This window comes from Streptomyces sp. NPDC093801, from assembly GCF_040701585.1.
Taxonomy (GTDB): domain Bacteria; phylum Actinomycetota; class Actinomycetes; order Streptomycetales; family Streptomycetaceae; genus Streptomyces.
Window position 1 is genome coordinate 126,365 of the sequence record NZ_JBFBDP010000008.1, and the last position, 26,120, is coordinate 152,484.

A 26,120-nucleotide genomic window follows, 5' to 3' on the forward strand; every position below is an offset into this window, starting at 1 on the left:
CAATAGAGTCGCATCACGGCACGGTCGATCGGAACGAAACCCAGCGGAGGTCCGGCCTTGCGTATTCCGGCGCACGCGGTGTGCACAGCCATTCGTGACGATATCGTCTCCGGTTTCTTCGGGCCGGGCGGCCGGCTGACCGAGGAGGTGCTGGCCCGCCGCTACGGGGTCTCGCGCGTGCCGGTGCGCGAGGCGCTGCGCACGCTGGAGTCCGAGGGGTTCGTCACCACGCGGCGGCACGCCGGGGCGTGCGTCGCGGAGCCGGGCGAGCAGGAGGCGGCCGACCTGCTGGAGCTGCGGATGCTGCTGGAGCCGCTGGCCGCCTCCCGCGCGGCCCGGCGGCGCACCGAGGCGCACCTGAAGGTGCTGCGGGGGCTGGTGCGGCTGGGTCAGGAGCGGGCCAGGAGGGCGCAGGGGGAGGACCTGCGGGCGCTGGGGAGCTGGTTCCACGAAACCCTGGCCCAGGCGTCCGGCAGCCCCGGGCTGATCGCGCTGCTGACGCAGACCCGGCGCAAGATCGCCTGGATGTACGAGGTGGGGGCGCCCGTGCGGCCGGCGGACTCCTGGGCGGAGCACGGGGCGCTCGTGGACGCGGTGGCCCGGGGGGACGCGGAACGGGCCCGTGCGCTGGCCGCGCTGCACGCGGAGCGGGCGTCGGGCGCTTTCCGGCCGAAGGTGAGGACTTTGCAACGTGCCGTAAACGCGGCGGGTGGCCGGAATTAACGCGGGGCGCGTAGAAAAGGGATCCGCGGTGGAATTTCTTTTCGGTTGCGCCGGTGCGTTCCGGCCAATTCCGGCGGTACGGGTCCGCCGACGGGTATTTCCGGCTGAGCGATTATCGCCGGGGGCCGGGGGCCGGGGGCCGGGGGCCGGGGGCCGGGGGCCGGGGACCGCTGGGCGCGGGCGCCGGCTGGCCGCCGGGCCGCCGGGACGGCACGAAGCCGCGGCCCCAGGACGGCGGGACCGCGGCTTCGGGTGGAGACGAAGGGATCAGACCGTCTCGGGGAGTTCCTCCAGGCCCTCCGCGACCAGCTTCGCGAGGCGGTCCAGCGCGGCCTCCGCGCCGTCGGCCTCGGACGCGAGGACGATCTCCTCGCCGCCCTGGGCGCCCAGGCCCAGGACCGCCAGCATGGAAGCGGCGTTGACGGGGTCGCCGCCCGCCTTCGCGATGGTCACGGGGACGCCGGAAGCGGTCGTCGCGCGGACGAAGATCGAGGCGGGACGAGCGTGCAGGCCCTCGGCCCAGCCGACGTTGACGCGGCGCTCTGCCATGGTGATGCCCTTCAGGTTCTCGTGGTTGTCTAGACCAGTCTCTCACGTCACCCGGAATGCTCGGACCGGCCTTCGGCCCGACCCCGCGGCCGTTCGGCCCCGCTCAGCTTTGCACTGATCCGTCCCGGTACGCCTCATTCCCGGCGTACGCGCCGCCCGGCCTGTCGGCGGCGCCCGGCCGCCCGGCCGGATCCTGCCCTTAGGCTGGCCCCATGACCACCGCGTCGGACCCCTCGTACCCGGCCCACTGGGAAGCGGACGTCGTGCTGCGCGACGGCGGCACCGCCCGGATCCGCCCCATCACGACCGAGGACGCCGGGCGGCTGGTCAGCTTCTACGAGCAGGTCTCGGACGAGTCGAAGTACTACCGCTTCTTCGCCCCCTACCCCCGCCTCTCCGACCGCGACGTGCACCGCTTCACGCACCACGACTACGTCGACCGCGTCGGCCTCGCCGCCACCATCGGCGGGGAGTTCATCGGAACCGTCCGCTTCGACCGCATCGGCCCCGACGGCCGGCCCGCCTCCGCCCCCGCAGACGAGGCCGAGGTGGCCTTCCTGGTCCAGGACGCCCACCAGGGCCGCGGGGTCGCCTCCGCCCTGCTCGAACACATCGGAGCCGTGGCGCGGGAGCGCGGCATCCGGCGCTTCGCCGCCGAGGTGCTGCCCGCCAACACCAAGATGATCAAGGTGTTCACGGACGTCGGCTACCAGCAGAAGCGCAGCTTCGAGGACGGCTCCGTCCACCTCACCCTCGACCTCGAACCCACCGCCGAGTCCCTCGCCGTCCAGCGCGCCCGCGAACAGCGCGCCGAGGCCCGCTCCGTCCAGCGGCTGCTGGCCCCCGGCTCGGTCGCGGTGATCGGCGTCAGCCGCTCCGGATCCGGGGTGGGCGCCGCCGCGCTGCGCAACCTGCGCGACGGGGGCTTCCGGGGGCACCTCTACGCCGTGAACGAGGCCCGGGCGGCAGGCATGGAGGGGGACCTGCTGGACGGGGTGCGGGCCTACCGCACCGTCGCGGACATCGGCGCCCCCGTGGACCTCGCCGTGATCGCCGTGCCCGCCGAGCGGGTGCCGGACGCCGTCGCGGCCTGCGGGGAGCACGGCGTGCAGGGGCTGGTGGTGCTGTCCGCCGGGTACGGGGAGAGCGGCCCGGCCGGCCTGGCCCGGCAGCGCGAACTGGTCCGGCAGGTGCGTTCGTACGGCATGCGGCTCATCGGGCCCAACGCCTTCGGCGTGATCAACACCGCGCCGGAGGTGGAGCTGAACGCCTCCCTCGCGCCCGCCCCCGCCACCGCCCGCGGGCGGATCGGCCTGTTCACGCAGTCCGGGGCCATCGGCATCGCCCTGCTGTCCGGACTGCTGCGGCGCGGCGGGGGGCTGTCCTCCTTCGTGTCCGCCGGCAACCGGGCGGACGTCTCCGGCAACGACATCCTCCAGTACTGGTACGAGGACGAGGCCACGGACGTGGCCCTGATGTACCTGGAGACCCTCGGCAACCCCCGCAAGTTCACCCGCCTCGCCCGCCGCACCGCCGCCGTCAAGCCCCTCGTCGTCGCCCTCGGCGGCCGCCACACCCCCGCCGGGCACGTCGTCCCCGGGACCCGGCTCCCCGAAGCCACCGTCTCCGAGCTGATGCGGCAGGCCGGCGTCATCCGGGTCGACACCGTCACCGAGCTCGTCGACGCCGGGCTCCTGCTGGCCGGGCAGCCGCTGCCGGCCGGCCCCCGGGTGGCCATCCTCGGCAACTCCGAGTCCCTCGGCGTGCTCACGTACGACGCCTGCCTGACCGAGGGGCTGCGGCCGTCGCCCCCGCTCGACCTCACCACCGCCGCCACCCCGGAGGACTTCCGCACCGCCCTCACCGCCGCCCTGGCCTCCGAGGACTGCGACGCCGTCGTCGTCACCGCCATCCCCTGGGTCGGCGAGCGGGCCCTGGCCGACGACCTCGCCGAGGCCCTGCGCGAAGCCGTCGCCCAGGTCCCCGGCAAGCCCGTCGCCGTCGTCCACGTCGAGCTCGGCGATCTGGTCGAGGCCCTCTCCGCCGCCCGGGCCACCGTCCCCGCGCCCGCCCCGCCGCCCGCCGCCCCCGCCGCACCCCGCGGTCCGGCCCCCGCCGGCGCGCCTTCCGGCGCCCCCGCCCCCCACGGCCGGATCCCCGCCTACCCCGCCGCCGAGCGGGCCGTGAAGGCCCTCGCCGAAGCCGTGCGCCACGCCGAGTGGCGCCGGGCCAACGCCGACGTCCGGCACGTCCCCGAGTACGAGGACATCGACGAGGGCGGCGCCGCCGCCCAGCTCGCGGCCCTCGTCGCCGGGATCGGCGAGGGGGCCGCGCTGACCCTGGACGAGAACGCCGCCCGCGAGCTGCTCGCCCGCTACGGCATCACGGTCCTGCCCACCCTGCCCGCCCCCAGCGCCGACGCCGCCGTCCGCGCCGCCCGGGTCCTCGGCTACCCCGTCGCCCTCAAGACCACCGCCCCGCACCTGCGCCACCGCGCCGACCTGGGCGGCGTACGCCTCGACCTCACCACCGAGGCCGAGCTGCGCCGCTCGTACGAGGAGCTCACCGAGGCCCTCGGCAAGCCCGCCGAGCTCCTGCCCGTCGTCCAGACGATGGCCCCGCGCGGGGTGGACACCGTCGTCCGCGCCGTCGTCGACCCCGCCGCCGGAGCGGTCCTCTCCTTCGGGCTCGCCGGGGTCCCCTCCGAGCTGCTCGGCGACACGGCGCACCGCCTGGTCCCCGCCACCGACCGCGACGCCGCCGGACTGGTCCGCTCCCTGCGCGCCGCGCCCCTCCTCTTCGGCTGGCGGGGCAGCGACCCCGTCGACACCCCCGCCCTGGAGGAGCTGCTGCTGCGGCTGTCCCGGCTGGTGGACGACCATCCCGAGGTGACCGGGATCTCCCTGGAGCCGGTCGTCGTCGCCACGGAGGGCCTCTCCGTGCTCAGTGCCACCGTGCGCGTCGCCCATCCGCCCGCGCGGACCGACCTCGGCCCGCGGACCCTGCCCAGCTACTGAGCGACGGGCAGGTAGGGGGACCCCGTACGGGCCTTAGGATGGACCTCATGGCGAAATCCGGTACGACGACCCAGGGGCTGCGCGCGGCGATCGAGCGCAGCGGCTACTACCCGGCCCTCGTGGCCGAGGCCGTGGAGGCCGCGGTGGGCGGCGAGCCGGTCTCGTCGTACGTGGTCCACCAGGAGACCACCTTCGACTCCAACGAGGTGCGCCGGCACGTGACCGTGCTGGTCCTCACCGACACCCGGTTCATCGTCAGCCACACCGACGAGCAGGCCGCCGACGCCGGGTCCCCGTCCCCGTACGCGACCACCTCGACCGAGTCGGTCAAGCTCGGCACGATCTCCTCCGTGGTGCTCAGCCGCGTCGTCGCCAACCCGGAGTCCTACACGCCCGGCCAGCTGCCCCGCGAGGTCGTCCTGACCATCGGCTGGGGCGCGGTCTCGCGCATCGACCTGGAGCCCGCCGCCTGCGGCGACCCCAACTGCGACTCCGACCACGGCTACACCGGCAACTCCACCGCCGACGACCTCAGCCTCCGCGTCAGCGAGGCCGGCGACGGCCCCGAGACGGTCCGCCAGACGCTGCTCTTCGCCCAGGCGCTCTCCGAGGCCACCGCGGCCACCACCCGCTGATGTCCTACTCCGTGCCGCCGAACTGGCAGGACGAACCGGAACTCCTCGATCTCGCCGGCGCCCCGGTCCCGCAGTACGGCACCGGCTCGCTCGCGGACCTGCTGCCGACCCTGGCGGCCGGCCAGGGCGTGCCCGGCCTCGCCGCCGGGCTCGCCGAGCTGACCCCCGCCGACCGCAACTGCGTCTTCCTGGTCGACGGCATGGGCTGGGAGCAGATCAAGGCCCACCCGGAGTACGCCCCCTTCCTGGCCTCCCTCCTCGCGAGCTCGCGCGGCGGCACGGGCCGGCCGATCACCGCGGGGTTCCCGGCGACCACCGCCACCTCCCTGGCCTCCGTCGGCACCGGCCTGCCGCCCGCCCGGCACGGACTGCCCGGCTACGCCGTGCGCAACCCGGCCTCCGGCGAGCTGATGAACCAGCTCCGCTGGCACCCGTGGACCCCGCCCAAGACCTGGCAGCCGTACCCGACGGTCTTCCAGCTCGCGGACGCGGCCGGCGTGCACACGGCCCAGGTGTCCGCCCCGAACTTCCAGAGCACCCCGCTCACCCAGATCGCCCTCAGCGGCGGCACCTTCCACGGCCGGATGACCGGCGAGGAGCGGATGGACCTCGCCGCGCTCCAGCTCGCTGCCGCGGAGCGCTCCCTCGTCTACACGTACTACAGCGAGCTCGACGGGGCCGGACACCGCCACGGCGTGGACTCGGACGCCTGGCGCGGCCAGCTCATGTACGTCGACCGGCTCGTGCAGCGGCTCGCCGAGCAGCTGCCGCCGCGCACCGCGCTCTACGTGACCGCCGACCACGGCATGGTGGACGTCCCCTTCGACGAGGACTCCCGCATCGACTTCGACGAGGACTGGGAGCTCGGCGCCGGAGTCGCCCTGCTCGGCGGCGAGGGCCGCGCCCGGCACGTCTACGCGGTGCCCGGCGCCGAGGCCGACGTGCTGACCGTCTGGCGCGAGGTGCTCGGCGACCGCTTCTGGGTCGCGAGCCGCGAAGAGGCCCTGGAACTGGGCTGGTTCGGGGCGCCGGGGGAGTGCGACGAACGCGTGCTCGGCCGGATCGGCGACGTGATCGCCGCGGCCCAGGCCGACGTCGCGATCACCGCCTCCCGCAACGAGCCCAACGAATCGGCCCTCACCGGCATGCACGGCTCCATGACGGCCGCCGAACAGCTGGTCCCGCTGCTCGAAGTCCGCACCTGAGCCCGCACGCTCCCCCGCCCCACCCCTCCTCTCCCGCCCACGACCCGAAAGGTCCCGTACCTCCCATGCCCGAGCTGGTGTTCTTCTCCGGAACGATGGACTGCGGAAAGAGCACACTGGCTCTCCAGATCGGCCACAACCGCTCCGCCCGAGGCCTCCAGGGCGTGATCTTCACGCGCGACGACCGGGCGGGCGAGGGCAAGATCTCCTCCCGGCTCGGGCTGGTCACCGAGGCGGTCGAGGCGGCCGAGGGCATGGACCTGTACGCCTACCTGGTGGAGCTGCTGTCCAAGGGCGGCAAGGCCGACTACGTGATCGTGGACGAGGCGCAGTTCCTCGCCCCGGAGCAGATCGACCAGCTCGCCCGCATCGTCGACGACCTCGACATGGACGTCTTCGCCTTCGGCATCACCACCGATTTCCGCACCAAGCTCTTCCCCGGCTCCCAGCGGCTGATCGAGCTCGCCGACCGGATCGAGCAGCTCCAGGTCGAGGCCCTGTGCTGGTGCGGCGCCCGCGCCACCCACAACGCCCGTACGGTGGGCGGGGAGATGGTCGTCGAGGGCGCCCAGGTCGTGGTGGGCGACGTCAACCGCCCGGCGGGGGAGATCGGCTACGAGGTCCTGTGCCGGCGCCACCACCGCCGCCGCGCCACCTCCGCCTCGGCGCACGCGGGCAGCCTGTCCCCGGACGTCCTCCCGGTCAACCCCGTCTGACGTCCCCGGCCGCACCCCCGTACGGGACTACCCACGTTGGTGATGGTCCCGGTCCGCCGAGCGGGCCAGACTGATCACACTTCGTGGCAGCGGCGTCCGCGAAGACGACGGGGAAGAGGGCTGGGGATGCCATGCGGCAACTCGAAGTAGCACTGATCGGCGCGGGACTCATAGCCCGCTTCCACCTGGACGCGTGGACCGCCGTCGGGGCGTCCGTGCGCGTCCACTCCACCGACGGCCGCGCGGACGAGCTGGCCCGGGAGTTCGGCGCCAAGGCGGTCGGCTCCCTGGACGAGGCGCTGGACGGCGCGGACGCGGTCGACATCTGCACCCCGACCGACAGCCACCACGCCGTCGCCATGGCCGCCATCGCCGCGGGCGTGGGCGTGGTGTGCGAGAAGCCCCTCGCCGCCACCCTCGCCGAGGCCGAGGAGATCGTCGCGGCGGCCGCGCGGGCCGGCGTTCCGCTGTACCCGACCCACAACGTCCGGTTCGCCCCCGCCTACGCCCGCCTCCACGCGCTGGCGGCGTCGGGCGGGCTGGGCACGGGCGCCATCGGCCGGTTCACCGTGGCCGGGTACCACCCGAGGGCCTGGACCGCCGAGGTCCCCGCCCGGTCGGGCGGGATCCTCACCGACCAGATGCTCCACGGCGTGGACATCGCGTACTGGCTCTTCGGGGACGTCGTACGGGTCCACGCCGAGTACCAGGGCGACATCGCCGCGCCCGCCCCGGCCGGGGCCGTCGCCACCGGGACCGCGGTCCTCACGCACGCGAGCGGCGCCCTCAGCCAGGTGGTGTGCCGGTGGACGGCCACCCCCCAGCCCCCCTTCCGCCTCACCTACCAGGTGACCGGCACGGGCGGGACGGCGGTCCACGACTCCGCATGGCCGCAGGAGACCACGGCGTTCGGTGTCGAGGACCCGGCCTTCGGGCACTTCGGGGAGAAGCCGTTCCTCTCCGAGATCCGCGAGTTCGCCCAGGGCCTCCTGGGCGGTCCCGAGCCGCGCCTGGGACCGCACGACGCGCTGGCCGCCATCCGCATCACCCAGGCCGCGGCGGAGTCCGCCCGGACCGGACGCGCCGTGGACATCGCACCGACCGTGAAGGGGGCCGCAGCATGAAGGTCGCCGTGTTGTCGTTCGCGCACGAGCGCGCCACGACCTACGCCCGGCTGCTGAACGGCATGCCCGGCGTCGAGCTCGTCATCGCCGACCCCGACGGCGCGCCGGACGACCCGGCCCGCGGGCGGGCGGTGGCGCGGGAGCTCGCAGCCCCCTGCGCGGACGGCTGGGACGAGGTGTTCGCGCTGCGCCCCGATGCCGTGGTGGTCACCAGCGGCCTCGCCGGCCGCAGGGAACTGGTCGAACGGGCCGCCGCAGCCGGGGCCCACGTCCTGTGCGAACAGCCGCTCGGCGCCACGGCGGAGGACGCCCTGGCCATGGTGCGGGCCTGCGAGGAGGCGGGGGTGCGGCTGACGCCCGCGTCACCGGAGTGCTCCAGCCCGGCGTTCGCGGCCATCCGGGAGCCGCTCGCCGCGGGTACGGCCATCGGCAGGCTGACGACCGTGTACGGCGCCTGCAACGCCCCCGCCGCCGAGGGCCCGGAGGCGGGCGCGGTCCTGGCCGCCAACGCGGCGGCCCTGCTCGCCCTGGTGGACGCGGTGCTCGGCGGGCAGCCCGCCGAGCGGGTGTACGCGCAGTCCAACGGGCTCCTCAGCGGGGGGCGGGAGGTCCAGAGCGCGGCGCTCATGACGGTGCGCTACGCGGACGGGACGGTCGCGTCCCTCGACTGCAGCCGGGGCCTGGCGGGGAACCCGGCGGGGGCGGGCGGACCGGCCCTGACCTTCGTCGGCGAGCGGGGCAGCGTGGACTTCACCGCCCGCCCGCGGCTGATCGGCGGCTTCGACGCCGCAACCGGTGCGGAACGCCGGGAGGCGGGCGGCGACGACCTGGAGGCCCGCGTCCTCGAGGCCTTCCTCGCCGGCACCGGCGCCGGCAGCGCGGGGCCCGGCCCGGACGGCGCGGCCGGCGTGCGCACGCTGCGGATCATCGAGGCCGCGATCGAGTCGGCCCGTACCGGCCGCCCCGTCGAACCGGCCGCGCCCGCGGGGGCGTAGGGCCCGGACACGGCAGGCTCAGGAGCTCCCGGAGCACGGTGGACCCCCAGGGGACACCGGGCGCCGGGAGCTCCGTCGTCTCCCCCCCCCGGGATCGGGGCCGGAATCTCCCTCAAGACCTCCTGGAAAAGGGCGGCCCCGGCCCTACCAGGCTGAGGGATGTCGTGGCGTGAACCGTCCGCCTAGCCTTGATGTAGAGATCGAGCCCATGCCCTCGCGATGCTTCGAAAAGCCGCTGTGGGGCGGGCACTCACACATTTCGCGATCGTTAAGGGGACGTCCACATGGCGCAGCTTCTGCATGTCGATTCGAGTCTCGGTACTGAATCCGTGTCGAGGCGGCTCTCGGCCCATTTTGCCGAGGAGTGGCGCAACAACCACCCCGGTGCCGGCTACGTCCACCGTGATGTCGCGGCCCGGCCGGTGCCGCACATCACCGAGCCCGTGCACCAGTCGCTCATCTACCCGGACACCGACCACGGGCAGAGCGAGCAGGAGCGGGAGCTGACCGCCGCGATCACCCGCGAGGTCCTCGACGCCTCCGTGATCGTCCTCGGCGTCCCCATGCACAACTACACCGTCCCGTCGGCGCTCAAGGCCTGGCTGGACCGCATCGTCCACCCGGCCCACCTGGCCGTCCCCAGCCCGCTCAGCGGCAGGAAGGTCGTCGTCGTCCTGACCCGGGGCGGTTCCTACGCGCCCGGCACCCCGCGCGAGGCCTTCGACTACCAGCAGACCTACCTCAAGGCGATCCTCGAGGCGATCGGCCTCGGCGAGGACCTCACCTTCGTCACCGCCGAGCTGACGATGGCCGCCGTCGCCCCGCAGATGGCGCAGTTCAGGCCGCTGGCCGAGGCCTCCCTGGCGAACGCGTACGACGCCCTCGCGAAGCTGGCCCAGTAGTCCCGGACCCTCCCCGTCCCGAGCGAGAAGGACCCCATGAGCGACGCAATCTCCTACGAGGAGCCGTGGGCGCGGACTCACCACTTCGACCCGCCCGCCGTATTCGATTCCCTGCGCAAAGAGAGCCCCCTCGCGCGCATGGTCTATCCCGACGGACACATCGGATGGATCGCCACCAGCCACGAACTGGTGCGCAAGGTCCTCAGTGACCCGAGGTTCAGCCACGGCCTCCAGGAATTCCATTTCCCGGTGACCCGTTTCGGAGAGCCCGTCATCGGCAGCTCCCCGGAGATCCCCGGCATGTTCATCCACATGGACCCGCCGAACCACACCCGCTACCGGCGGCTGCTGACGGGCGAGTTCACCGCCCGCCGGGCGAACCTCCTGGCGCCGCGCGTCGCGGAGGTCGCCGCCGAGCAGATCGAGGTCATGCGCGCCCACGGCGGTCCCGTCGACCTGGTCGGGAGCTACGCCAAGCCGCTGGTCCTGCGCGTGCTGTCCGAGCTGATCGGCTTCCCGTACGAGGAGCGCGAGCGCTACCAGCACGCGCCGACCGTGCTGCACGACCCCGACTCCCCGCAGGAGGAGGTCGGGGCCGCCTTCGGACAGGTGACCGCCTTCATCACCGAGCTCGTCGGCAAGAAGCGGGAGCGGCCCGGCGACGACCTGATCAGCCGCCTGATCGCCGAGGGCGAGCTGACCACCGAAGAGATCTGCAACATCGTCACCCTGCTGCTCTTCGCCGGGTACGAGACCACCGAGAGCGCCCTGGTGGTCGGCGTGTTCGCCCTGCTGGAGCACCCGGAGCAGCTCGCCGCCCTCCGCGCGGACCCGTCGAAGCTCGACGCCGCCATCGAGGAGCTGCTGCGCTACATCACCGTCAACCAGTACGAGATGTACCGCACCGCCCTGGAGGACGTCGAGCTCGACGGCCACCTGGTCAAGAAGGGCGACACCGTCACCGTGTCGCTGCCCGCGGCCAACCGCGACCCGGCCAGGTTCGGCTGCCCGGCCGACCTCGACATCCACCGCGAGACCTCGGGCCACGTCGCCTTCGGCTTCGGCGTCCACCAGTGCCTCGGCCAGAACCTCGCGCGCGTCGAGCTGCGCGCCGGCCTGTCGGCGCTCCTGAACGCCTTCCCCGACCTCCGGCTGGCCGTGGCCGCCGAAGAGGTCCCGCTGCGGCTCAAGGGCTCCGTCTTCGCGGTGAAGAGCCTGCCCGTCACCTGGTAGCAGTCGTCCCCCCGAAAGGAATTGCGGCGCAGTGCGCACCGAACTCATCAGGCCACTTCCCGCCGCACTCCTGGAGAACGCGGCCCGTTTCCCCGACAGGACGGCCTTCGAGGACGACCGGCGGTCGGTCACCCACGCCGACCTGGAGGCGCGTACGCGCAGGCTCGCCGGACACCTGGCGGGCCTGGGCGTCGAGCCCGGCGACCGGGTCGCCCTCTGCCTCGGCAACACCGTCTCCATGATCGAGGGCTACCTCGCGACCGTCCGCGCCGCGGGCACCGGCGTCCCCCTCAACCCGGCCTCGTCCCTCGCCGAGCTGGAGTACCTGCTCGCCGACAGCGGCGCCCGGGTGCTCGTCACCGACGCCGCCCAGGCCCACCGGCTCCGGGGCTCGGCGGCCCTCGGGCCCGGTACCACGCTGCTGGTGACCGGCGGGGCCCCGGTGGGGGAGGGCGCCGCGGGGGACCCCCCGTCCCACTCGTACGACGAACTCGCCCTGCGCGAGCCGGCCGTGCCCGCCCGGGACGACCTCGGCCTCGACGACGTCGCCTGGATGTTCTACACCTCCGGCACCACCGGCCGCCCCAAGGGGGTCCTGTCGACCCAGCGCAACTGCCTGTGGTCCGTGGCCTCCTCCTACGTGCCCGTCCCCGGTCTCACCGACCGGGACCGGGTGCTCTGGCCCCTCCCGCTCTTCCACAGCCTCTCGCACATCGCGTGCCTCCTGTCGGTCACCGCCGTCGGCGCCACCGCCCGGATCATGGACGGCAGCTCCGCCGAGGACGTCATCCGGACCCTGCGCGAGGAGGGCTCCACCTTCCTGGCCGGCGTCCCCACCACCTACCACCACCTGGTCGCCGCCGCCCGCCGGGACGGCTTCTCCGTCCCGAGCCTGCGCATCGGCCTGGTCGGCGGCGCCGTCACCGGCTCCCGGCTGCGCCGCGAGTTCGAGGAGCTCTTCGGCGTCCCGCTGGTCGACGCCTACGGCAGCACCGAGACCTGCGGCGCCATCACCATGAACCCCCCGGACGGCCCCCGCGTCGAAGGCTCCTGCGGCCTGCCCGCCCCCGGCGTCGACGTGCGCCTCGTGCACCCCTCCACCGGCCGGGACGTACCGGCCGGGGAGGAGGGCGAGGTCTGGGTCAGCGGACCGAACGTCATGGTCGGCTACCACAACGACCCCGAGGCGACCGCCGCCGCCCTCCAGGACGGCTGGTTCCGCACCGGCGACCTGGCCCGCCGCGACGAGGCCGGCTACTTCACCATCTGCGGCCGGATCAAGGAACTCGTGATCCGCGGCGGCGAGAACATCCACCCCGAGGAGATCGAGGCGGTCCTGCGCACCGTCGACGGCGTCGCCGACGCGGCCGTCGCGGGCCTGCCGCACGCGACCCTCGGCGAGGTCCCCGTCGCGTACGTGGTACCCGGAGCCTCCGGATTCGACGCCGCGGAGCTGATCGCCCGCTGCCGCGGGCAGCTCGCCGCGTACAAGGTGCCGGAGCAGGTCCGCGAGGTCGGGTCCATCCCCCGGACCGCCTCCGGCAAGACCCAGCGGCGGCTGCTGGCCGAACGGCCCGGCGTACTGCGGTACGAGGCGGGCGCGGGCCCGGCCGAGGAGGCCGTGCGGCAGAGCGGGCCCGACGCCGGCGTGACGGCCGCCCTGCGCGGGCGGCTGGCCGTACTGGACGAGCGTGCGCAGCTGGCCCTGCTGGAGGACCTGGTCCGCACGCGGGCCGCCGAGGTACTGGGGGAGCCGGACGGCGAGCGGGTGCCGGCCGACCGTGCCTTCCGCGACCTGGGCCTGACCTCCCTGGCCGTCGTCGCCCTGCGCAACCGGCTGGTGGAGAGCACCGGGCTGTCGCTGCCCACCACCGTCGTCTTCGACCACCCCACCCCGGCGGCACTGGCGGCCGGGCTGCGGGCCGAGGTGCTCGGGACCGCCCCGGAGGCAGGCGGGCCGGGCACGGACTCCGGCGCGGCCGACCCCGGCGAGCCGATCGCCGTCGTGGGCATGGCCTGCCGCCTGCCGGGCGGCGTGGCGGGCCCGGAGGACCTGTGGCGGCTGGTGTCCGAGGGCCGGGACGCGGTCTCCGGGTTCCCCGAGGACCGCGGCTGGGACCTGGAGGGGCTCTTCCACGCGGACCCCGGGCACGCGGGCACCTCGTACACCGACCAGGGCGGCTTCCTGGAGGGCGCGGGCCTGTTCGACGCCGGGTTCTTCGGGATCTCGCCGCGCGAGGCCCTCGCGATGGACCCGCAGCAGCGGCTGCTGCTGGAGACCTCCTGGGAGGCCCTGGAACGGGCCGGTGTCGACCCGCTGTCGCTCAAGGGCGCCGACGTCGGCGTGTTCTCCGGACTGTTCGGGCAGGGCTACGGGACCGGTGCCGCCGCGGTGGCACCGGAACTGGAGGGCTTCACCACCACCGGATCGGCGGCGAGCGTGGCCTCGGGCCGGGTCTCGTACGTCCTGGGACTCGAAGGCCCGGCGGTGTCGGTGGACACGGCCTGTTCCTCGTCCCTGGTCGCGATCCACCTGGCGGCGCAGGCGCTGCGGCAGGGCGAGTGCTCGATGGCCCTGGCCGGCGGCGCGGCCGTGATGGCGACGCCCGCCCACTTCGTGGAGTTCTCCCGGCAGCGGGCCCTCGCGGCCGACGGGCGCTGCAAGGCGTTCTCCTCGACGGCCGACGGCACGGGCTGGGCCGAGGGCGCCGGCGTGGTCGTCCTGGAGCGGCTGTCGGTGGCCCGCGAGAAGGGCCACCGGGTGCTGGCGGTGCTGCGCGGCAGCGCCGTCAACCAGGACGGTGCCTCCAACGGCCTGACGGCTCCCAGCGGTCCCTCGCAGCAGCGGGTGATCCGCAAGGCGCTGCAGAGCGCCGGGCTCGCGGCGTCGGACGTGGACGTGGTCGAGGCCCACGGGACGGGCACGTCCCTGGGCGACCCGATCGAGGCGCAGGCCCTGCTCGCCACCTACGGCCAGGACCGCGACCCCGACCGGCCGCTGTGGCTGGGCTCGCTGAAGTCCAACATCGGCCACACGCAGGCCGCGGCGGGCGTCGCGGGTGTGATCAAGATGGTGCAGGCGCTGCGGCACGGGGTGCTGCCCGCGACCCTGCACGTGGCGGAGCCCACCCCGCAGGTGGACTGGTCGGCGGGCGCGGTGGAGCTGCTGACCGAGGCGCGCGCATGGCCGCGCGAGGGGCGGCCGCGCCGGGCGGGCGTCTCGTCCTTCGGGGTCAGCGGGACGAACGCACACCTGATCCTGGAGGAGGCCCCGGCCGAGGCCGGGGCGGAGCCCGCGGAGCAGGCTCCGGCGGCCGGTGGTGTGGTGCCGCTGGTGGTGTCGGCGCGCAGCGCGGCCTCGCTGGCCGGTCAGGCCGGACGGCTGGCGGAGTACCTCGGTGGGGCCGACGCCTCCCTGGAGCAGGCCGCCGCGGCGCTGGTGGCGGAGCGTGCGCTCTTCGGTGAGCGCGCGGTGGTCGTGGCGGGGTCCGCCGAGGAGGCGCGGACGAGGCTGGAGGTGCTGGCACGTGGTGAAGGCACGGCGGGTGTGGTCTCCGGCACTGCGGCTGCTCCGGGCGGGGTGGTCTGGGTGTTCCCGGGTCAGGGCGCGCAGTGGGCCGGCATGGGACGGGAACTGCTCGACTCCTCGCCGGTGTTCGCGGCGCGGATCGCGGAGTGCGCGACCGCGCTGGAGCGGTGGGTCGACTGGTCGCTGACCGAGGTCCTGCGCGGCGAGGCGGCGCCGGAGCTGCTGGACCGGGTGGACGTGCTCCAGCCCGCCAGCTTCGCGGTGATGGTCGGCCTGGCGGCCGTCTGGTCCTCGGCGGGCGTGGCGCCCGACGCGGTCCTGGGCCACTCCCAGGGGGAGATCGCGGCCGCCTGCGTCTCCGGCGCGCTGTCGCTGGAGGACGCGGCCCGTGTGGTGGCCCTGCGGAGCCAGGCCATCGCCAAGGAGCTGGCCGGCCGGGGCGGGATGGCCTCGGTGGCGCTGGGCGCCGATGACGCGGCGGCCAGGCTGGCGCCGTGGGCGGACCGGGTCGAGGTGGCCGCGGTCAACAGCCCGTCGTCCGTGGTCGTCGCGGGCGACGCGCAGGCGCTGGACGAAGCCCTGGAGGCGCTCTCCTCCGAAGGCGTCCGCGTGCGGCGCGTCGCCGTGGACTACGCCTCCCACACCCGGCACGTCGAGGCGGTCGAGGACACCCTCGCCGAGGCCCTCGCCCCGGTGACCGCCCGGGCGCCCGAGGTCCCCTTCTACTCCACCGTCACCGGCGGCTGGATCGAGGACGCCGGTGTCCTGGACGGCGGGTACTGGTACCGCAACCTGCGCGGCCGGGTCGGCTTCGGGCCGGCCGTCACCGCCCTCCTCGCCCAGGGCCACGGGGTGTTCCTGGAGGTCAGCGCCCACCCGGTGCTGGTCCAGCCGATCAGCGAGGCCGTCGACGGCGCCGACGCGGTCGTCACCGGCTCGCTGCGCCGCGGGGACGGCGGCCCGCGCCGCCTGTACGCCTCCCTGGCCGAGCTGTTCGTCCGCGGCGTGGCCGTCGACTGGGCCGCCGTCCTGCCCGCCCCGACGGGGCGCGCGGAACTGCCGACCTACGCCTTCGAGCACCGGCACTACTGGCTCCCGGCGGCCGGCCCGGCCGCCGACGCGGCCTCGCTCGGGCTGGCCCCCGCCGGCCACCCCCTCCTCGGGGCGGTCGTCGGCCTGCCCGGCCCGGGCGGCCTCATGGCCACGTCCCACTGGTCGCTGCGCGCGCACCCCTGGCTCGCGGACCACATGGTGGCCGATGCCGTCGTCGTCCCGAACGCGGCCCTGGTCGAGCTGTCCATCCGGCTCGGCGACCTCGCCGGCGCCCCCGTGCTCGCCGAACTGACCGTCGACGCACCCGTCGTGCTCCCGCAGCGGGGCGGCCGCAGCATCCAGGTGCTCGTGGGCGCACCCGGCCAGGCCGGGCAGCGGTCGGTGGAGGTCCACTCACGTGCCGCCGGCGCCGCCGTCGACGCCCCGTGGACGCCGCACGCGCACGGCGTGCTCGCCCCCACCACGGCCGCCGGCACGGCCCCCGCCGCACTCGGGCCGGCCACCGACGTCGCCCTGGACGGGACCGCGCTGCGCGACGCGGGCCGCTACGGGCTGCACCCCGCGCTGCTGGACGCGGCCGTCCGCACGGTCGTCCCCGCCGGCACGCTCCCGTCCCGGTGGACCGGAGTGTCCCTGCTGGCCTCCGGCGCCGCCGCCCTGCGCGTGCGCCCGGCGGAAGACGAGGGCGGCCTGGAGCTGACCGACCCCGCCGGACAGCCCGTCATGACGCTCGCATCGGTCCGCGGCACCCCCTTCTCCCCCGAAGGGTCGGGGATCACGCCCGCGCTGCCGCAGGACTCCCTGTTCCGCGTCGAGTGGACGCCCTGCGCGCTGCCCGCCGCGGAGGACCGGCCCCTCGACGTCGTGACCGTCACCACCGGCGCGGACGTGACCGCCTGCGCCGGCTCTGCCCCCGACGTCCTCCTGTACGAGGTCCGGGCCACCGACGGGGCCACCGACCCCCGCCCGGCGGTCGGCGCGGCCCTGGCCGTCCTCCAGGCCTGGCTGGCGGAACCCGCCCTGGCCGGGACCCGGCTGGCCGTGGTCACCGGCGCGGACGACGGCCTGGAAGCGGCCGCCGTGTGGGGGCTGGTGCGCTCCGCGCAGTCCGAGCACCCGGGCCGGATCGTGCTCGCCGAGCTCGACGACCCCCGCTCCGTCCTCCCGGCCGTGCTCCTCGGCGGCGAAGCCCAGATCAGGGTGCGCGACGGCGTGGCCGAGGTGCCCCGGCTGGTACGGGTGCCCGCGGCGCAGCCCCCGGCCGGGCGGCGGGCACTGGACCCCGAGGGCACCGTACTGATCACCGGCGGCACGGGAACGCTCGGCGCCCTGACGGCCCGGCACCTCGTCACCGCGTACGGCGTCCGCCACCTGGTGCTGGCGGGCCGCCGCGGCCACGCCCCCGCACTCCAGGACGAGCTGACCGCCCTCGGCGCCCGCGTCACCGTCGCCGCGTGCGACACCGCGGACCGGGCGCAGGTCGAGGCCCTCCTGAACGCGATACCCGCCGAGCACCCGCTCACCGCCGTCGTGCACTCGGCCGGAGTCCTGGACGACGGGGTGCTCACCGAGCTGACCCCGCGGCGCGTGGACACCGTCCTGCGGCCGAAGGCCGACGCGGCGCTCCACCTGCACGAGCTCACCCGGGACCTGGACCTGGCCGCGTTCGTCCTGTTCTCCTCCGCCGCCGGTGTGCTCGGCAACCCCGGCCAGGCCAACTACGCGGCCGCCAACGCCTACCTGGACGAGCTCGCGCGCCGACGGGGCGCCCTCGGCCTGCCGGCCGTCTCCGTCGCCTGGGGCTACTGGTCGACGGTCAGCTCCATGACCGAGCACCTGGGCGCCGCCGACCTGCGCCGCAACCGGCGCATCGGCATGGGCGGGCTCTCCGACGCCGAGGGGACGGCCCTGCTCGACGCCGCCCTCGCCGGCGCCGGAGCCCTGGTGGCCGCCAAGTTCGACGTGCCCGCCCTCCGCGAGGCCGCAGCCGAGGCCCCGGTGCCGCCGCTGCTGCGCGGCCTGGCCCCGTCGCCGCGGCCCACCGCCCGGGCCGCCGCGGGCCCGTCCGCCACCGTCCCCCTGCGCGAGCGCATCGCCGGCCTGAGCGGGGCCGAGCAGTCCGAGGCCCTCCTCGGACTGGTCCGGCGGCACGCCGCCGAGGTGCTGGGGCACCCCACCGCCGACGCCGTCCCCGCGGGCCGGACCTTCAAGGAGGCCGGGTTCGACTCGCTCACGGCGGTGGAACTGCGCAACCGGCTGGCCACCGCCACCGGACTGGCCCTGTCCCCGGTGGTCGTCTTCGACCACCCGAAGCCGGCCGCCCTCGCCGAACACCTGCGCACGAAGCTCTTCGGCGACGCGGGCGACGCGGGCGACGCGGGCGACGCGGCCGCCGCACCCGGGCGGCCCGCCCGGACCGGCACGCCGCCCACCGGGCCGGACGAGGACGATCCGATCGCCATCGTCGCCATGGCCTGCCGCTTCCCGGCCGGCGTCCACAGCCCCGAGGACCTCTGGCGGGTGGTCGCCGAAGGCGTCGACGCCGTCACCGAGTTCCCCGCCGACCGCGGCTGGGACACCGACGGGCTCTTCCACCCCGACCCCGACCACCCCGGCACCACCTACGTCCGCCACGGCGCGTTCCTCGACGACGCGCCCGGCTTCGACGCCGCCTTCTTCGGCATCTCCCCGAACGAAGCCCTCGCCATGGACCCGCAGCAGCGCCTGCTGCTGGAGACCTCCTGGGAGGCCTTCGAGCGGGCCGCGATCGACCCCACGACGCTGGCCGGCGAGGACGTGGGCGTCTTCGTCGGCGTCAACAGCCACGACTACACCGTACGGATGCACGGGGCGTCCGGCGTGGAGGGGTACCGCCTCACCGGCGCCTCCGGCGCCGTCACCTCCGGCCGCATCGCCTACCACTACGGCTTCGAGGGCCCGGCCATCACGGTCGACACGGCCTGCTCCTCCTCGCTGGTGGCCCTGCACATGGCCGCGCAGGCACTGCGGCAGGGCGAGTGCTCGATGGCGCTGGCCGGCGGCGTGATGGTGATGGGCACCGTCGAGACCTTCGTCGAGTTCTCCCGCCAGCGCGGGCTGGCCCCCGACGGCCGGTGCAAGGCCTTCGCGGACGGCGCCGACGGCACCGGCTGGTCCGAGGGCGCGGGCCTGCTGCTCGTCGAGCGGCTGTCGGACGCCCGCCGCCGCGGCCACCAGGTGCTCGCCGTGCTGCGCGGCTCCGCGGTCAACCAGGACGGCGCCTCGAACGGCCTGACCGCGCCCAACGGCCCCGCCCAGCAGCGGGTCATCCGCAAGGCCCTGGCCCAGGCGGGTCTGGCCGCCCCGGACGTGGACGCCGTGGAGGCCCACGGCACGGGCACGACCCTCGGCGACCCCATCGAGGCCGAGGCCCTCCTCGCGACCTACGGCCAGGACCGGCCGGCCGGCCGGCCGCTGTGGCTGGGCTCCGTGAAGTCGAACATCGGCCACACGCAGGCGGCCGCCGGTGTGGCGGGCGTCATCAAGATGGTCATGGCGATGCGGCACGGGCTCCTCCCGCGGACGCTGCACGTCGACCGCCCGTCCTCGCACGTCGACTGGTCCGCGGGCGCCGTGGAACTGCTGACCGAGGCCCGCGACTGGCCCCGCGACGAGCGCCCCCGCCGGGCCGGCGTCTCCTCCTTCGGCATCGGCGGCACCAACGCCCACGTCATCGTCGAGGAAGCCCCCGGACAGCCCCCGGCCCCCGCCGCACCGCTGCCCGCACCGGCCGACGACCCCGCACCCGCACCCGTACCCGTCCCCGTCTCGGCGCGGACGCGGGCCGGACTGCGCGGCCAGGCCGCGCGGCTCGCCCGCTTCCTCGACGAGCGCCCCGACGCGCCCCTCACCGACACCGCCCACGCCCTCGCCACCGCACGCGCACAGCTCGACCACCGCGCCGTCGTCCTGGCCTCCGGCCGGCACGCACTCGCCGACGGCCTCGGCGCCCTCGGCCGCGGCGAGGCGTCCCCCGCCGTGGTCCTCGGCACCCCCGCCGCCGGCAAGCTGGCCGTCCTCTTCACCGGCCAGGGCAGCCAGTGGGCCGCCATGGGCAGCGAACTCGCCCGCACCCAGCCGGTGTTCCGCGCGGCCTTCGACGCCGCCTGCGCCGCCGTGGAGGAGCACCCGACCGGGCACGCGGAGCGCCCGCTGCGCGAGGTCGTGGCCGCCGCCCCCGGAGCCCCCGGCAGCGAACTGCTCGACCGGACCGCCTATACGCAGGGCGCCCTGTTCGCCCTGGAGACCGCGCTGTACCGGCTCTTCGAGTCGTGGGGGGTCCGGCCGGACCTCCTCGCCGGGCACTCCGTCGGCGAGATCACCGCCGCGCACGTCTCCGGCGTCCTGGGGCTGCGGGACGCGGGCCGGCTCATCGCCGCGCGCGGCCGGCTGATGCAGGCTCTGCCCGAAGGCGGCGCGATGGTCGCCGTCCAGGCGACCGAGGCCGAACTCGCCCCCCTGCTGGCACGGGCCCGGGGCGTCGTCTGCGTCGCGGCGGTCAACGGCCCCGACGCGCTGGTGCTCTCCGGCGCCGAGGAGCCCGTCCTCGCCGTCGCCGCCGAACTGGCGGGCCGCGGCCGCAAGACGCGCCGGCTGCCGGTCAGCCACGCCTTCCACTCCCCGCTCATGGAGCCGATGCTCGACGAGTTCCGTGCCGTCGCGGAGAGCCTGACGTACCACCCCGGCACCCTCCCCGTCGTCTCCACCCTCACCGGCGCGCCCGCCCGCGACGGACTGCTCGCCACCCCCGGCTACTGGGTCGACCAGGCCCGCGGCGCCGTGCGGTTCGGCGACGCCGTCACCGCGCTCGCCGACCGCGGAGCCACCACCTTCCTCGAGCTGGGCCCGGGCGGCGCCCTCGCCGCGCTGGCCTCCGCCACCCTCGGCGACACGCGGGAGCACGCCTTCCTCGCCGGCCTGCGCAAGGACGGCGGCGAGACCGAGGGCGTCCTGACCACCCTCGCGGAACTGCACGTGCGCGGCGTGGACCTGGACTGGACGGCCGTCCTCGGCCGGCCCGCCACGGCGGCCGGTCCCGAGCTGCCCACGTACGCCTTCCAGCACCAGCGGTACTGGGCCGGCTCCGAGGCCGACCCGCGCGCCGGCGCCGAAGCCCTCGGCACCACCGATACCACCGGTACCGGACACCCGCCGCTCGCCGCCGTCGTCGACGCGCCCGGCGACACGGGCGGGGAAGCCTGCGGCGCACTCGCCGGCCGGCTGGCCGCATTGCCGGCCGAGGAGCAGCTGCGCGTGGTGCGGGACCTGGTCCAGGAGGCGACCGCGTTCGTCCTCGGCCACCGCACGTCGGACACGCTCGACGCGGAACTGTCCTTCAAGGGCCTCGGCGTCGACTCCCTCGGCGCGGTCAAGCTCCGCAACCACCTGCGCGAGCTCACCGGGGTGGACGACCTGCCGATGACCCTGGTCTTCGACTACCCGAGCCCCACCGCCCTCGCGGCGTACCTGCGGGCCGAACTCCTCGGCGAGCCGGAGGGACCGGCCGACGTGGCCGCGGCGGCCGTCTCCGACGAGCCGATCGCCATCGTCGCCATGAGCACCCGGCTTCCGGGCGGCGCGGACAGCCCGGAGGAGCTGTGGAGGCTGGTCGCCGAACGGCGCGACGCGGTCTCCGGTTTCCCGCTCGACCGCGGCTGGGACCTGGAGGGCCTGTACCACCCGGACCCGGCCCACCCGGGCACGAGCTACACCCGTTCGGGCGGCTTCCTCCACGAGGCGGCGCAGTTCGACGCCGGACTGTTCGGGATCTCGCCGCGCGAGGCGCTCGCGATGGACCCGCAGCAGCGGCTGCTGCTGGAGACCTCCTGGGAGGCCCTGGAGCGGACCGGCCTGGACCCGTTCTCGTTGAAGGGCGCCGACATCGGCGTCTTCACCGGCATCGTCCACCACGACTACGTGACCCGGCTCCACCAGGTCCCCGAGAACGTCCAGGGCTACCTCATGACCGGCACGGCGGCGAGCGTGGCCTCGGGCCGCGTGTCGTACGTGTTCGGCTTCGAGGGCCCGGCCGTGACCGTGGACACGGCCTGCTCCTCGTCCCTGGTCGCCATCCACCTGGCGGCGCAGGCGCTGCGGCAGGGCGAGTGCTCGATGGCCCTCGCCGGCGGCGCGACGGTGATGGCCGGCCCGGACGCGTTCCTGGAGTTCTCCCGGCAGCGCGGCCTGTCCGCCGACGGGCGCTGCAAGGCCTTCTCCTCGACGGCCGACGGAACCGGCTGGGCCGAGGGCGTCGGCGTGGTGGTCCTGGAACGGCTGTCCGTGGCCCGCGAGCGCGGCCACGAGGTGCTGGCGGTGCTGCGCGGCAGCGCCGTCAACCAGGACGGCGCCTCCAACGGCCTGACCGCGCCCAACGGTCCCTCGCAGCAGCGGGTCATCCGCAGGGCGCTGGCCACGGCCGGTCTCACCCCGGCCGACGTGGACGTGGTCGAGGCCCACGGGACGGGCACGTCCCTGGGCGACCCGATCGAGGCGCAGGCCCTGCTCGCCACCTACGGCCAGGACCGCGACCCCGACCGGCCGCTGTGGCTGGGCTCGCTCAAGTCCAACATCGGCCACACGCAGGCCGCCGCCGGCGTGGCGGGCGTGATCAAGATGGTCATGGCCATGCGGCACGGCGTGATGCCCGGCACCCTGCACGTGGAGGAGCCCACGACGGCCGTGGACTGGTCCGCCGGGGCGGTACGGCTGCTGACCGAGGCGCGCGCGTGGTCGCGCGACGGGCGGCCGCGCCGGGCCGGGGTGTCCTCGTTCGGTGCCAGCGGGACGAACGCGCACCTGGTCCTGGAGGAGGCCCCGGCCGAGGCCGGGGCGGAGCCCGCGGAGCAGGCGCCGGTGGCCGGTGGTGTGGTGCCGTTGGTGGTGTCGGCGCGCAGCGCGGCCTCGCTGGCCGGTCAGGCCGGGCGGCTCGCGGCGTACGTCGAGGACGCCGACGGGGTGTCGCCGGCGGACGTGGCCGGGGCCCTGGTGTCGAGCCGCGCCCTGCTCGGCGAGCGCGCGGTGGTCGTGGCCGGGTCCGGCGAGGAGGCCGTCGCGGGGCTGCGGGCGCTGGCCCGCCGGGAGAGCGCCCCGAACCTGGTGACCGGCAGCGCGGCCCCCGGCGCGGGAGCACCGGGCAAGGTCGTGTGGGTGTTCCCGGGGCAGGGGTCGCAGTGGGCCGGTATGGGACGGGAACTCCTCGACTCCTCGCCGGTGTTCGCGGCGCGGATCGCGGAGTGCGCGACCGCCCTGGAGCGGTGGGTGGACTGGTCGCTGGTCGAGGTGCTGCGGGGTGAGGCGGTGCCGGAGCTGCTGGAGCGGGTGGAGGTGCTCCAGCCCGCCAGCTTCGCGGTGATGGTCGGTCTGGCGGCCGTGTGGGCTTCGCTGGGTGTCCGTCCCGACGCGGTGGTCGGTCACTCGCAGGGTGAGATCGCTGCTGCCTGCGTTTCGGGTGCGCTGTCGTTGGAGGACGCGGCCCGTGTGGTGGCGCTGCGCAGTCAGGCCATCGCCAAGGAGCTGGCCGGCCGGGGCGGGATGGCGTCGGTGGCGCTGAGCGCCGAGGAGGCGGCCTCGAAGCTGGAGCGTTGGGCGGACCGGGTCGAGGTGGCCGCGGTCAACAGCCCGTCGTCCGTGGTCGTCGCCGGTGACGCCGAGGCACTCGACGAGGCGTTGGAGGCGCTCGCCTTCGAGGGTGTCCGGGTCCGCCGGGTCGCGGTGGACTACGCCTCCCACAGCCGGCACGTCGAAGCCATCGAGGACTCCCTCGCCGAACTGCTCGCCGGGGTGGAGGCCCTCGCCCCCGCCGTCCCCTTCTACTCGACCGTCAACGGCGGCTGGGTGGCGGACGCCGGCGTCCTCGACGGCGCCTACTGGTACCGGAACCTGCGTGGCCAGGTCGGCTTCGGCCCGGCCGTCACCGCCCTCCTCGCCCAGGGCCACGGCGTCTTCGTCGAGGTCAGCGCCCACCCTGTGCTCGTCCAGCCGGTCAACGAGGCGGCCGACGGCGCCGAAGCCGACGCCGTGGTGACCGGCACCCTGCGCCGCGGGGACGGCGGCCTCCGGCGGCTGTACGCCTCGGCGGCCGAGCTGTTCGTCCGCGGGGCGGCCGTCGACTGGAGCGGTGTCCTGCCGCCGCCGGCCCGCCGCGCGGAGCTGCCGACGTACGCCTTCGACCGCCAGCACTACTGGCTGCAGGAGGCGGACACCGCCACCGGCCCCGCCGGGGAGGCCGAGGGCGCGGACTCCGATTTCTGGGACGCCGTCGAGCGCGCCGACCTGGACTCCCTCGGCGAGCTGCTGGACATGGCCTCGGCCGACCAGCGCAGCGCCCTGGACACGGTCGTGCCCGTGCTCGCCGAGTGGCGCGGCAAGCGCCGCGAACGGTCCACCGCCGAGAAGCTGCGCTACCACGTCACCTGGCAGCCCCTCGAACGCGAGGCGGCCGGCGTACCCGGCGGCCGCTGGCTGGTCGTCGTACCGTCCGGCCGTCCGGCCGGCGGCGCCACCGACGCGCTCCTGGAGGAGCTGACCGGCCTCGGCCTCGGCACGGTGCTGCTGGAGGCCGACACGGCCGACCTCACCCGGGACCGGCTCGCCCGGCGCCTGGCCGAGGTCCTGGCCGACCAGGACCTGAGCGGCGTCCTGTCCCTCCTCGCGCTCGACGACCGGGGCGCCGCCGACGGGCGCCCCCAGGACCCGGTCCCGGCCACGGCCCCGACGCTCGCGCTGATCCAGGCCCTGGGTGACTGCGACGCCCCCCAGCCGCTGTGGTGCGTGACCCGGGGCGCCGTGAACATCGGCATCCACGACACCCTCACCTCCCCGGTACCGGCGGCGCTGTGGGGCCTCGGCCGGGCCGCCGCGCTCGAACGGCCCGACCGGTGGGGAGGCCTGCTCGACCTGCCCGCCACCGCCGACCCGCGGACGGCCCCCCAGCTGCTCGCGGCCCTGAACTCCGCCGCCGGCGAGGACCAGCTCGCGGTACGCCGCTCGGGCGTGTACGCCCGGCGCCTGGTCCGCAAGCCCGTACCGGAGTTCACCGGCGACGGCTGGCGGCCCCGGGGCACCGTCCTGGTCACCGGCGGCGCCGAAGGCCTCGGCCGGCACGCCTCGGTCTGGCTCGCCCAGGCCGGCGCGGCCCGCCTCGTCGTCAGCACCACCGCGGTGGCGGCCGACGACAGCGTGCCGCAGCTGCGGGCGGAACTGGCCGCGCTGGGCCTCGACACCGTCGTGGAGTCCTGCGCGGACGGCGACCGGGAGGCCCTCGCACGCCTGGCCGGCCCCGCGGACGCCGAGCATCCCCTCACGGCCGTCGTGCACGCCGCCGACGTCACGCTGACCAGCTCCATCGACGACACCGCGGTCCAGGACCTCGCCGGCGTGTTCGCCGCCAAGGTGGACACGGCCGTGTGGCTGGACGGACTGTTCCAGGACACGCCGCTCGACGCGTTCGTGGTCTTCTCCTCGATCGCCGGCGTGTGGGGCGGCGGCGGCCAGGGCCCGTCCGGCGCGGCGAACGCCGTCCTCGACGCCCTGATCGAGTGCCGCCGCGGCCGCGGACTGCGGGCGACGTCGATCGCCTGGGGCGCCCTCGACATGGTCGGCGTGGGCATGGACGAGGCCGCCCTCGCCCAGCTCCGCCGCCGGGGCGTGCTGCCCGTGCCCCCGCAGCTGGCGGTCACCGCGATGGTGCAGGCGGTCCAGGGCAACGAGAAGTCCGTGGCCGTGGCCGACATGGACTGGGGCGCGTTCATCCCCGCGTTCACCTCGGTCCGCCCCAGCCCCCTGTTCGCCGACCTCCCCGAAGCCGGGCAGGCCCTCCGGGCGCTGCAGGGCGACGGCGGGGACAGCGACGCCGCCGCGTCCCTCGCGGACTCCCTGCGCGCGGTCCCCGAAGCCGAGCAGGACCGCATCCTGCTCCGGCTGGTACGCGGCCACGCCTCGACGGTCCTCGGCCACAGCGGCGCCGAGGGCATCGGCCCGCGGCAGGCCTTCCAGGAGGTCGGCTTCGACTCGCTGGCGGCCGTCAACCTGCGCAACACCCTGAACGCGGCCACCGGACTGCGGCTGCCCGCGACGCTGATCTTCGACTACCCCACCCCCGAGGCACTGGTCGGGCACCTGCGCTCCGAACTGCTCCGGCAGGCCGACGAAGGCCCGGACCCGCGCGAGGACGACCTCAGGCGCGTCCTGGCGTCCGTCCCGTTCGCCCGGTTCAGGGACGCGGGAGTGCTGGACGCCCTCCTCGGCCTCGCCGAGACGGGAGCGGACGCGGACCCCGGCGCCGGCGACGGCGCCGCCGTACCCGGAGGGGAACCGCCGGCGGCCGCCGCCGACGCGGAACTGATCGACGCCATGGACGTTGCCGACCTCGTGCAGCGGGCCCTGGGCAAGACGAGCTGATC

General features: G+C 75.5%; 11 protein-coding genes. 10 read left to right on the plus strand and 1 reads right to left on the minus strand.

What is annotated here, in order from left to right; all coding sequences use genetic code 11:
• The first annotated feature begins 57 nt into the window (after positions 1–57).
• Positions 58–723 carry a GntR family transcriptional regulator gene (locus AB0469_RS11315; RefSeq protein WP_366451089.1) on the plus strand — a complete coding sequence of 222 codons (666 nt, stop codon included), beginning with the start codon at positions 58–60 and terminating at the stop codon, positions 721–723.
• Between the two features lie 267 nt (positions 724–990).
• On the opposite strand, the gene AB0469_RS11320 is transcribed toward AB0469_RS11315, so the two are convergent.
• A complete protein-coding gene (locus AB0469_RS11320) occupies positions 991–1,272 on the minus strand; it encodes an HPr family phosphocarrier protein (RefSeq protein ID WP_266842887.1) in 282 nt (93 codons plus the stop codon).
• Between the two features lie 212 nt (positions 1,273–1,484).
• Between AB0469_RS11320 and AB0469_RS11325 the strand changes: the two genes are divergently transcribed.
• The 9 genes from AB0469_RS11325 to AB0469_RS11365 all read left to right on the plus strand — a co-directional run bounded on the left by AB0469_RS11325 (position 1,485) and on the right by AB0469_RS11365 (position 26,118).
• The gene (locus AB0469_RS11325) at positions 1,485–4,289 is read left to right on the plus strand and encodes a GNAT family N-acetyltransferase (RefSeq protein ID WP_366451090.1); all 2,805 of its coding nucleotides are present in this window, start codon (positions 1,485–1,487) and stop codon (positions 4,287–4,289) included.
• A gap of 47 nt (positions 4,290–4,336) precedes the next feature.
• Positions 4,337–4,924 carry a DUF5998 family protein gene (locus AB0469_RS11330; protein WP_042819277.1) on the plus strand — a complete coding sequence of 196 codons (588 nt, stop codon included), beginning with the start codon at positions 4,337–4,339 and terminating at the stop codon, positions 4,922–4,924.
• Positions 4,924–6,129 (plus strand): nucleotide pyrophosphatase/phosphodiesterase family protein, encoded by a 1,206-nt coding sequence (locus AB0469_RS11335; RefSeq protein ID WP_366451091.1) that lies wholly within the window; start codon positions 4,924–4,926, stop codon positions 6,127–6,129. Before AB0469_RS11330 ends, AB0469_RS11335 begins: the two co-directional genes overlap by 1 nt.
• A gap of 65 nt (positions 6,130–6,194) precedes the next feature.
• Positions 6,195–6,845, plus strand: coding sequence for a thymidine kinase (locus tag AB0469_RS11340; RefSeq protein WP_366451092.1), 651 nt, complete (start codon positions 6,195–6,197; stop codon positions 6,843–6,845).
• A gap of 131 nt (positions 6,846–6,976) precedes the next feature.
• Positions 6,977–7,969 carry a Gfo/Idh/MocA family oxidoreductase gene (locus AB0469_RS11345; RefSeq protein WP_366451093.1) on the plus strand — a complete coding sequence of 331 codons (993 nt, stop codon included), beginning with the start codon at positions 6,977–6,979 and terminating at the stop codon, positions 7,967–7,969.
• Complete coding sequence (locus AB0469_RS11350) at positions 7,966–8,964, plus strand: Gfo/Idh/MocA family oxidoreductase (RefSeq protein WP_366451094.1); 999 nt, start codon at positions 7,966–7,968, stop codon at positions 8,962–8,964. The genes AB0469_RS11345 and AB0469_RS11350 overlap by 4 nt, the downstream gene beginning before the upstream one ends.
• A 284-nt stretch (positions 8,965–9,248) precedes the next feature.
• Positions 9,249–9,866 carry an NAD(P)H-dependent oxidoreductase gene (locus AB0469_RS11355; protein WP_366451095.1) on the plus strand — a complete coding sequence of 206 codons (618 nt, stop codon included), beginning with the start codon at positions 9,249–9,251 and terminating at the stop codon, positions 9,864–9,866.
• Between the two features lie 36 nt (positions 9,867–9,902).
• A complete protein-coding gene (locus AB0469_RS11360) occupies positions 9,903–11,099 on the plus strand; it encodes a cytochrome P450 (protein ID WP_366451096.1) in 1,197 nt (398 codons plus the stop codon).
• A gap of 31 nt (positions 11,100–11,130) precedes the next feature.
• Positions 11,131–26,118, plus strand: a complete 14,988-nt coding sequence (locus AB0469_RS11365) for a type I polyketide synthase (protein WP_366451097.1) — start codon at positions 11,131–11,133, stop codon at positions 26,116–26,118.
• The last annotated feature ends 2 nt before the right edge of the window (positions 26,119–26,120 follow it).

Excerpts from the sequence above, each read along its gene's own strand:
- AB0469_RS11335 (WP_366451091.1), top strand. The coding sequence starts at position 4,924 with ATGTCCTACTCCGTGCCGCCGAACTGGCAGGACGAACCGGAACTCCTC.
- AB0469_RS11360 (WP_366451096.1), top strand. The coding sequence starts at position 9,903 with ATGAGCGACGCAATCTCCTACGAGGAGCCGTGGGCGCGGACTCACCAC.
- AB0469_RS11350 (WP_366451094.1), top strand. The coding sequence starts at position 7,966 with ATGAAGGTCGCCGTGTTGTCGTTCGCGCACGAGCGCGCCACGACCTAC.
- AB0469_RS11320 (WP_266842887.1), bottom strand. The coding sequence starts at position 1,272 with ATGGCAGAGCGCCGCGTCAACGTCGGCTGGGCCGAGGGCCTGCACGCT.
- AB0469_RS11345 (WP_366451093.1), top strand. The coding sequence starts at position 6,977 with ATGCGGCAACTCGAAGTAGCACTGATCGGCGCGGGACTCATAGCCCGC.
- AB0469_RS11355 (WP_366451095.1), top strand. The coding sequence starts at position 9,249 with ATGGCGCAGCTTCTGCATGTCGATTCGAGTCTCGGTACTGAATCCGTG.
- AB0469_RS11330 (WP_042819277.1), top strand. The coding sequence starts at position 4,337 with ATGGCGAAATCCGGTACGACGACCCAGGGGCTGCGCGCGGCGATCGAG.
- AB0469_RS11325 (WP_366451090.1), top strand. The coding sequence starts at position 1,485 with ATGACCACCGCGTCGGACCCCTCGTACCCGGCCCACTGGGAAGCGGAC.
- AB0469_RS11340 (WP_366451092.1), top strand. The coding sequence starts at position 6,195 with ATGCCCGAGCTGGTGTTCTTCTCCGGAACGATGGACTGCGGAAAGAGC.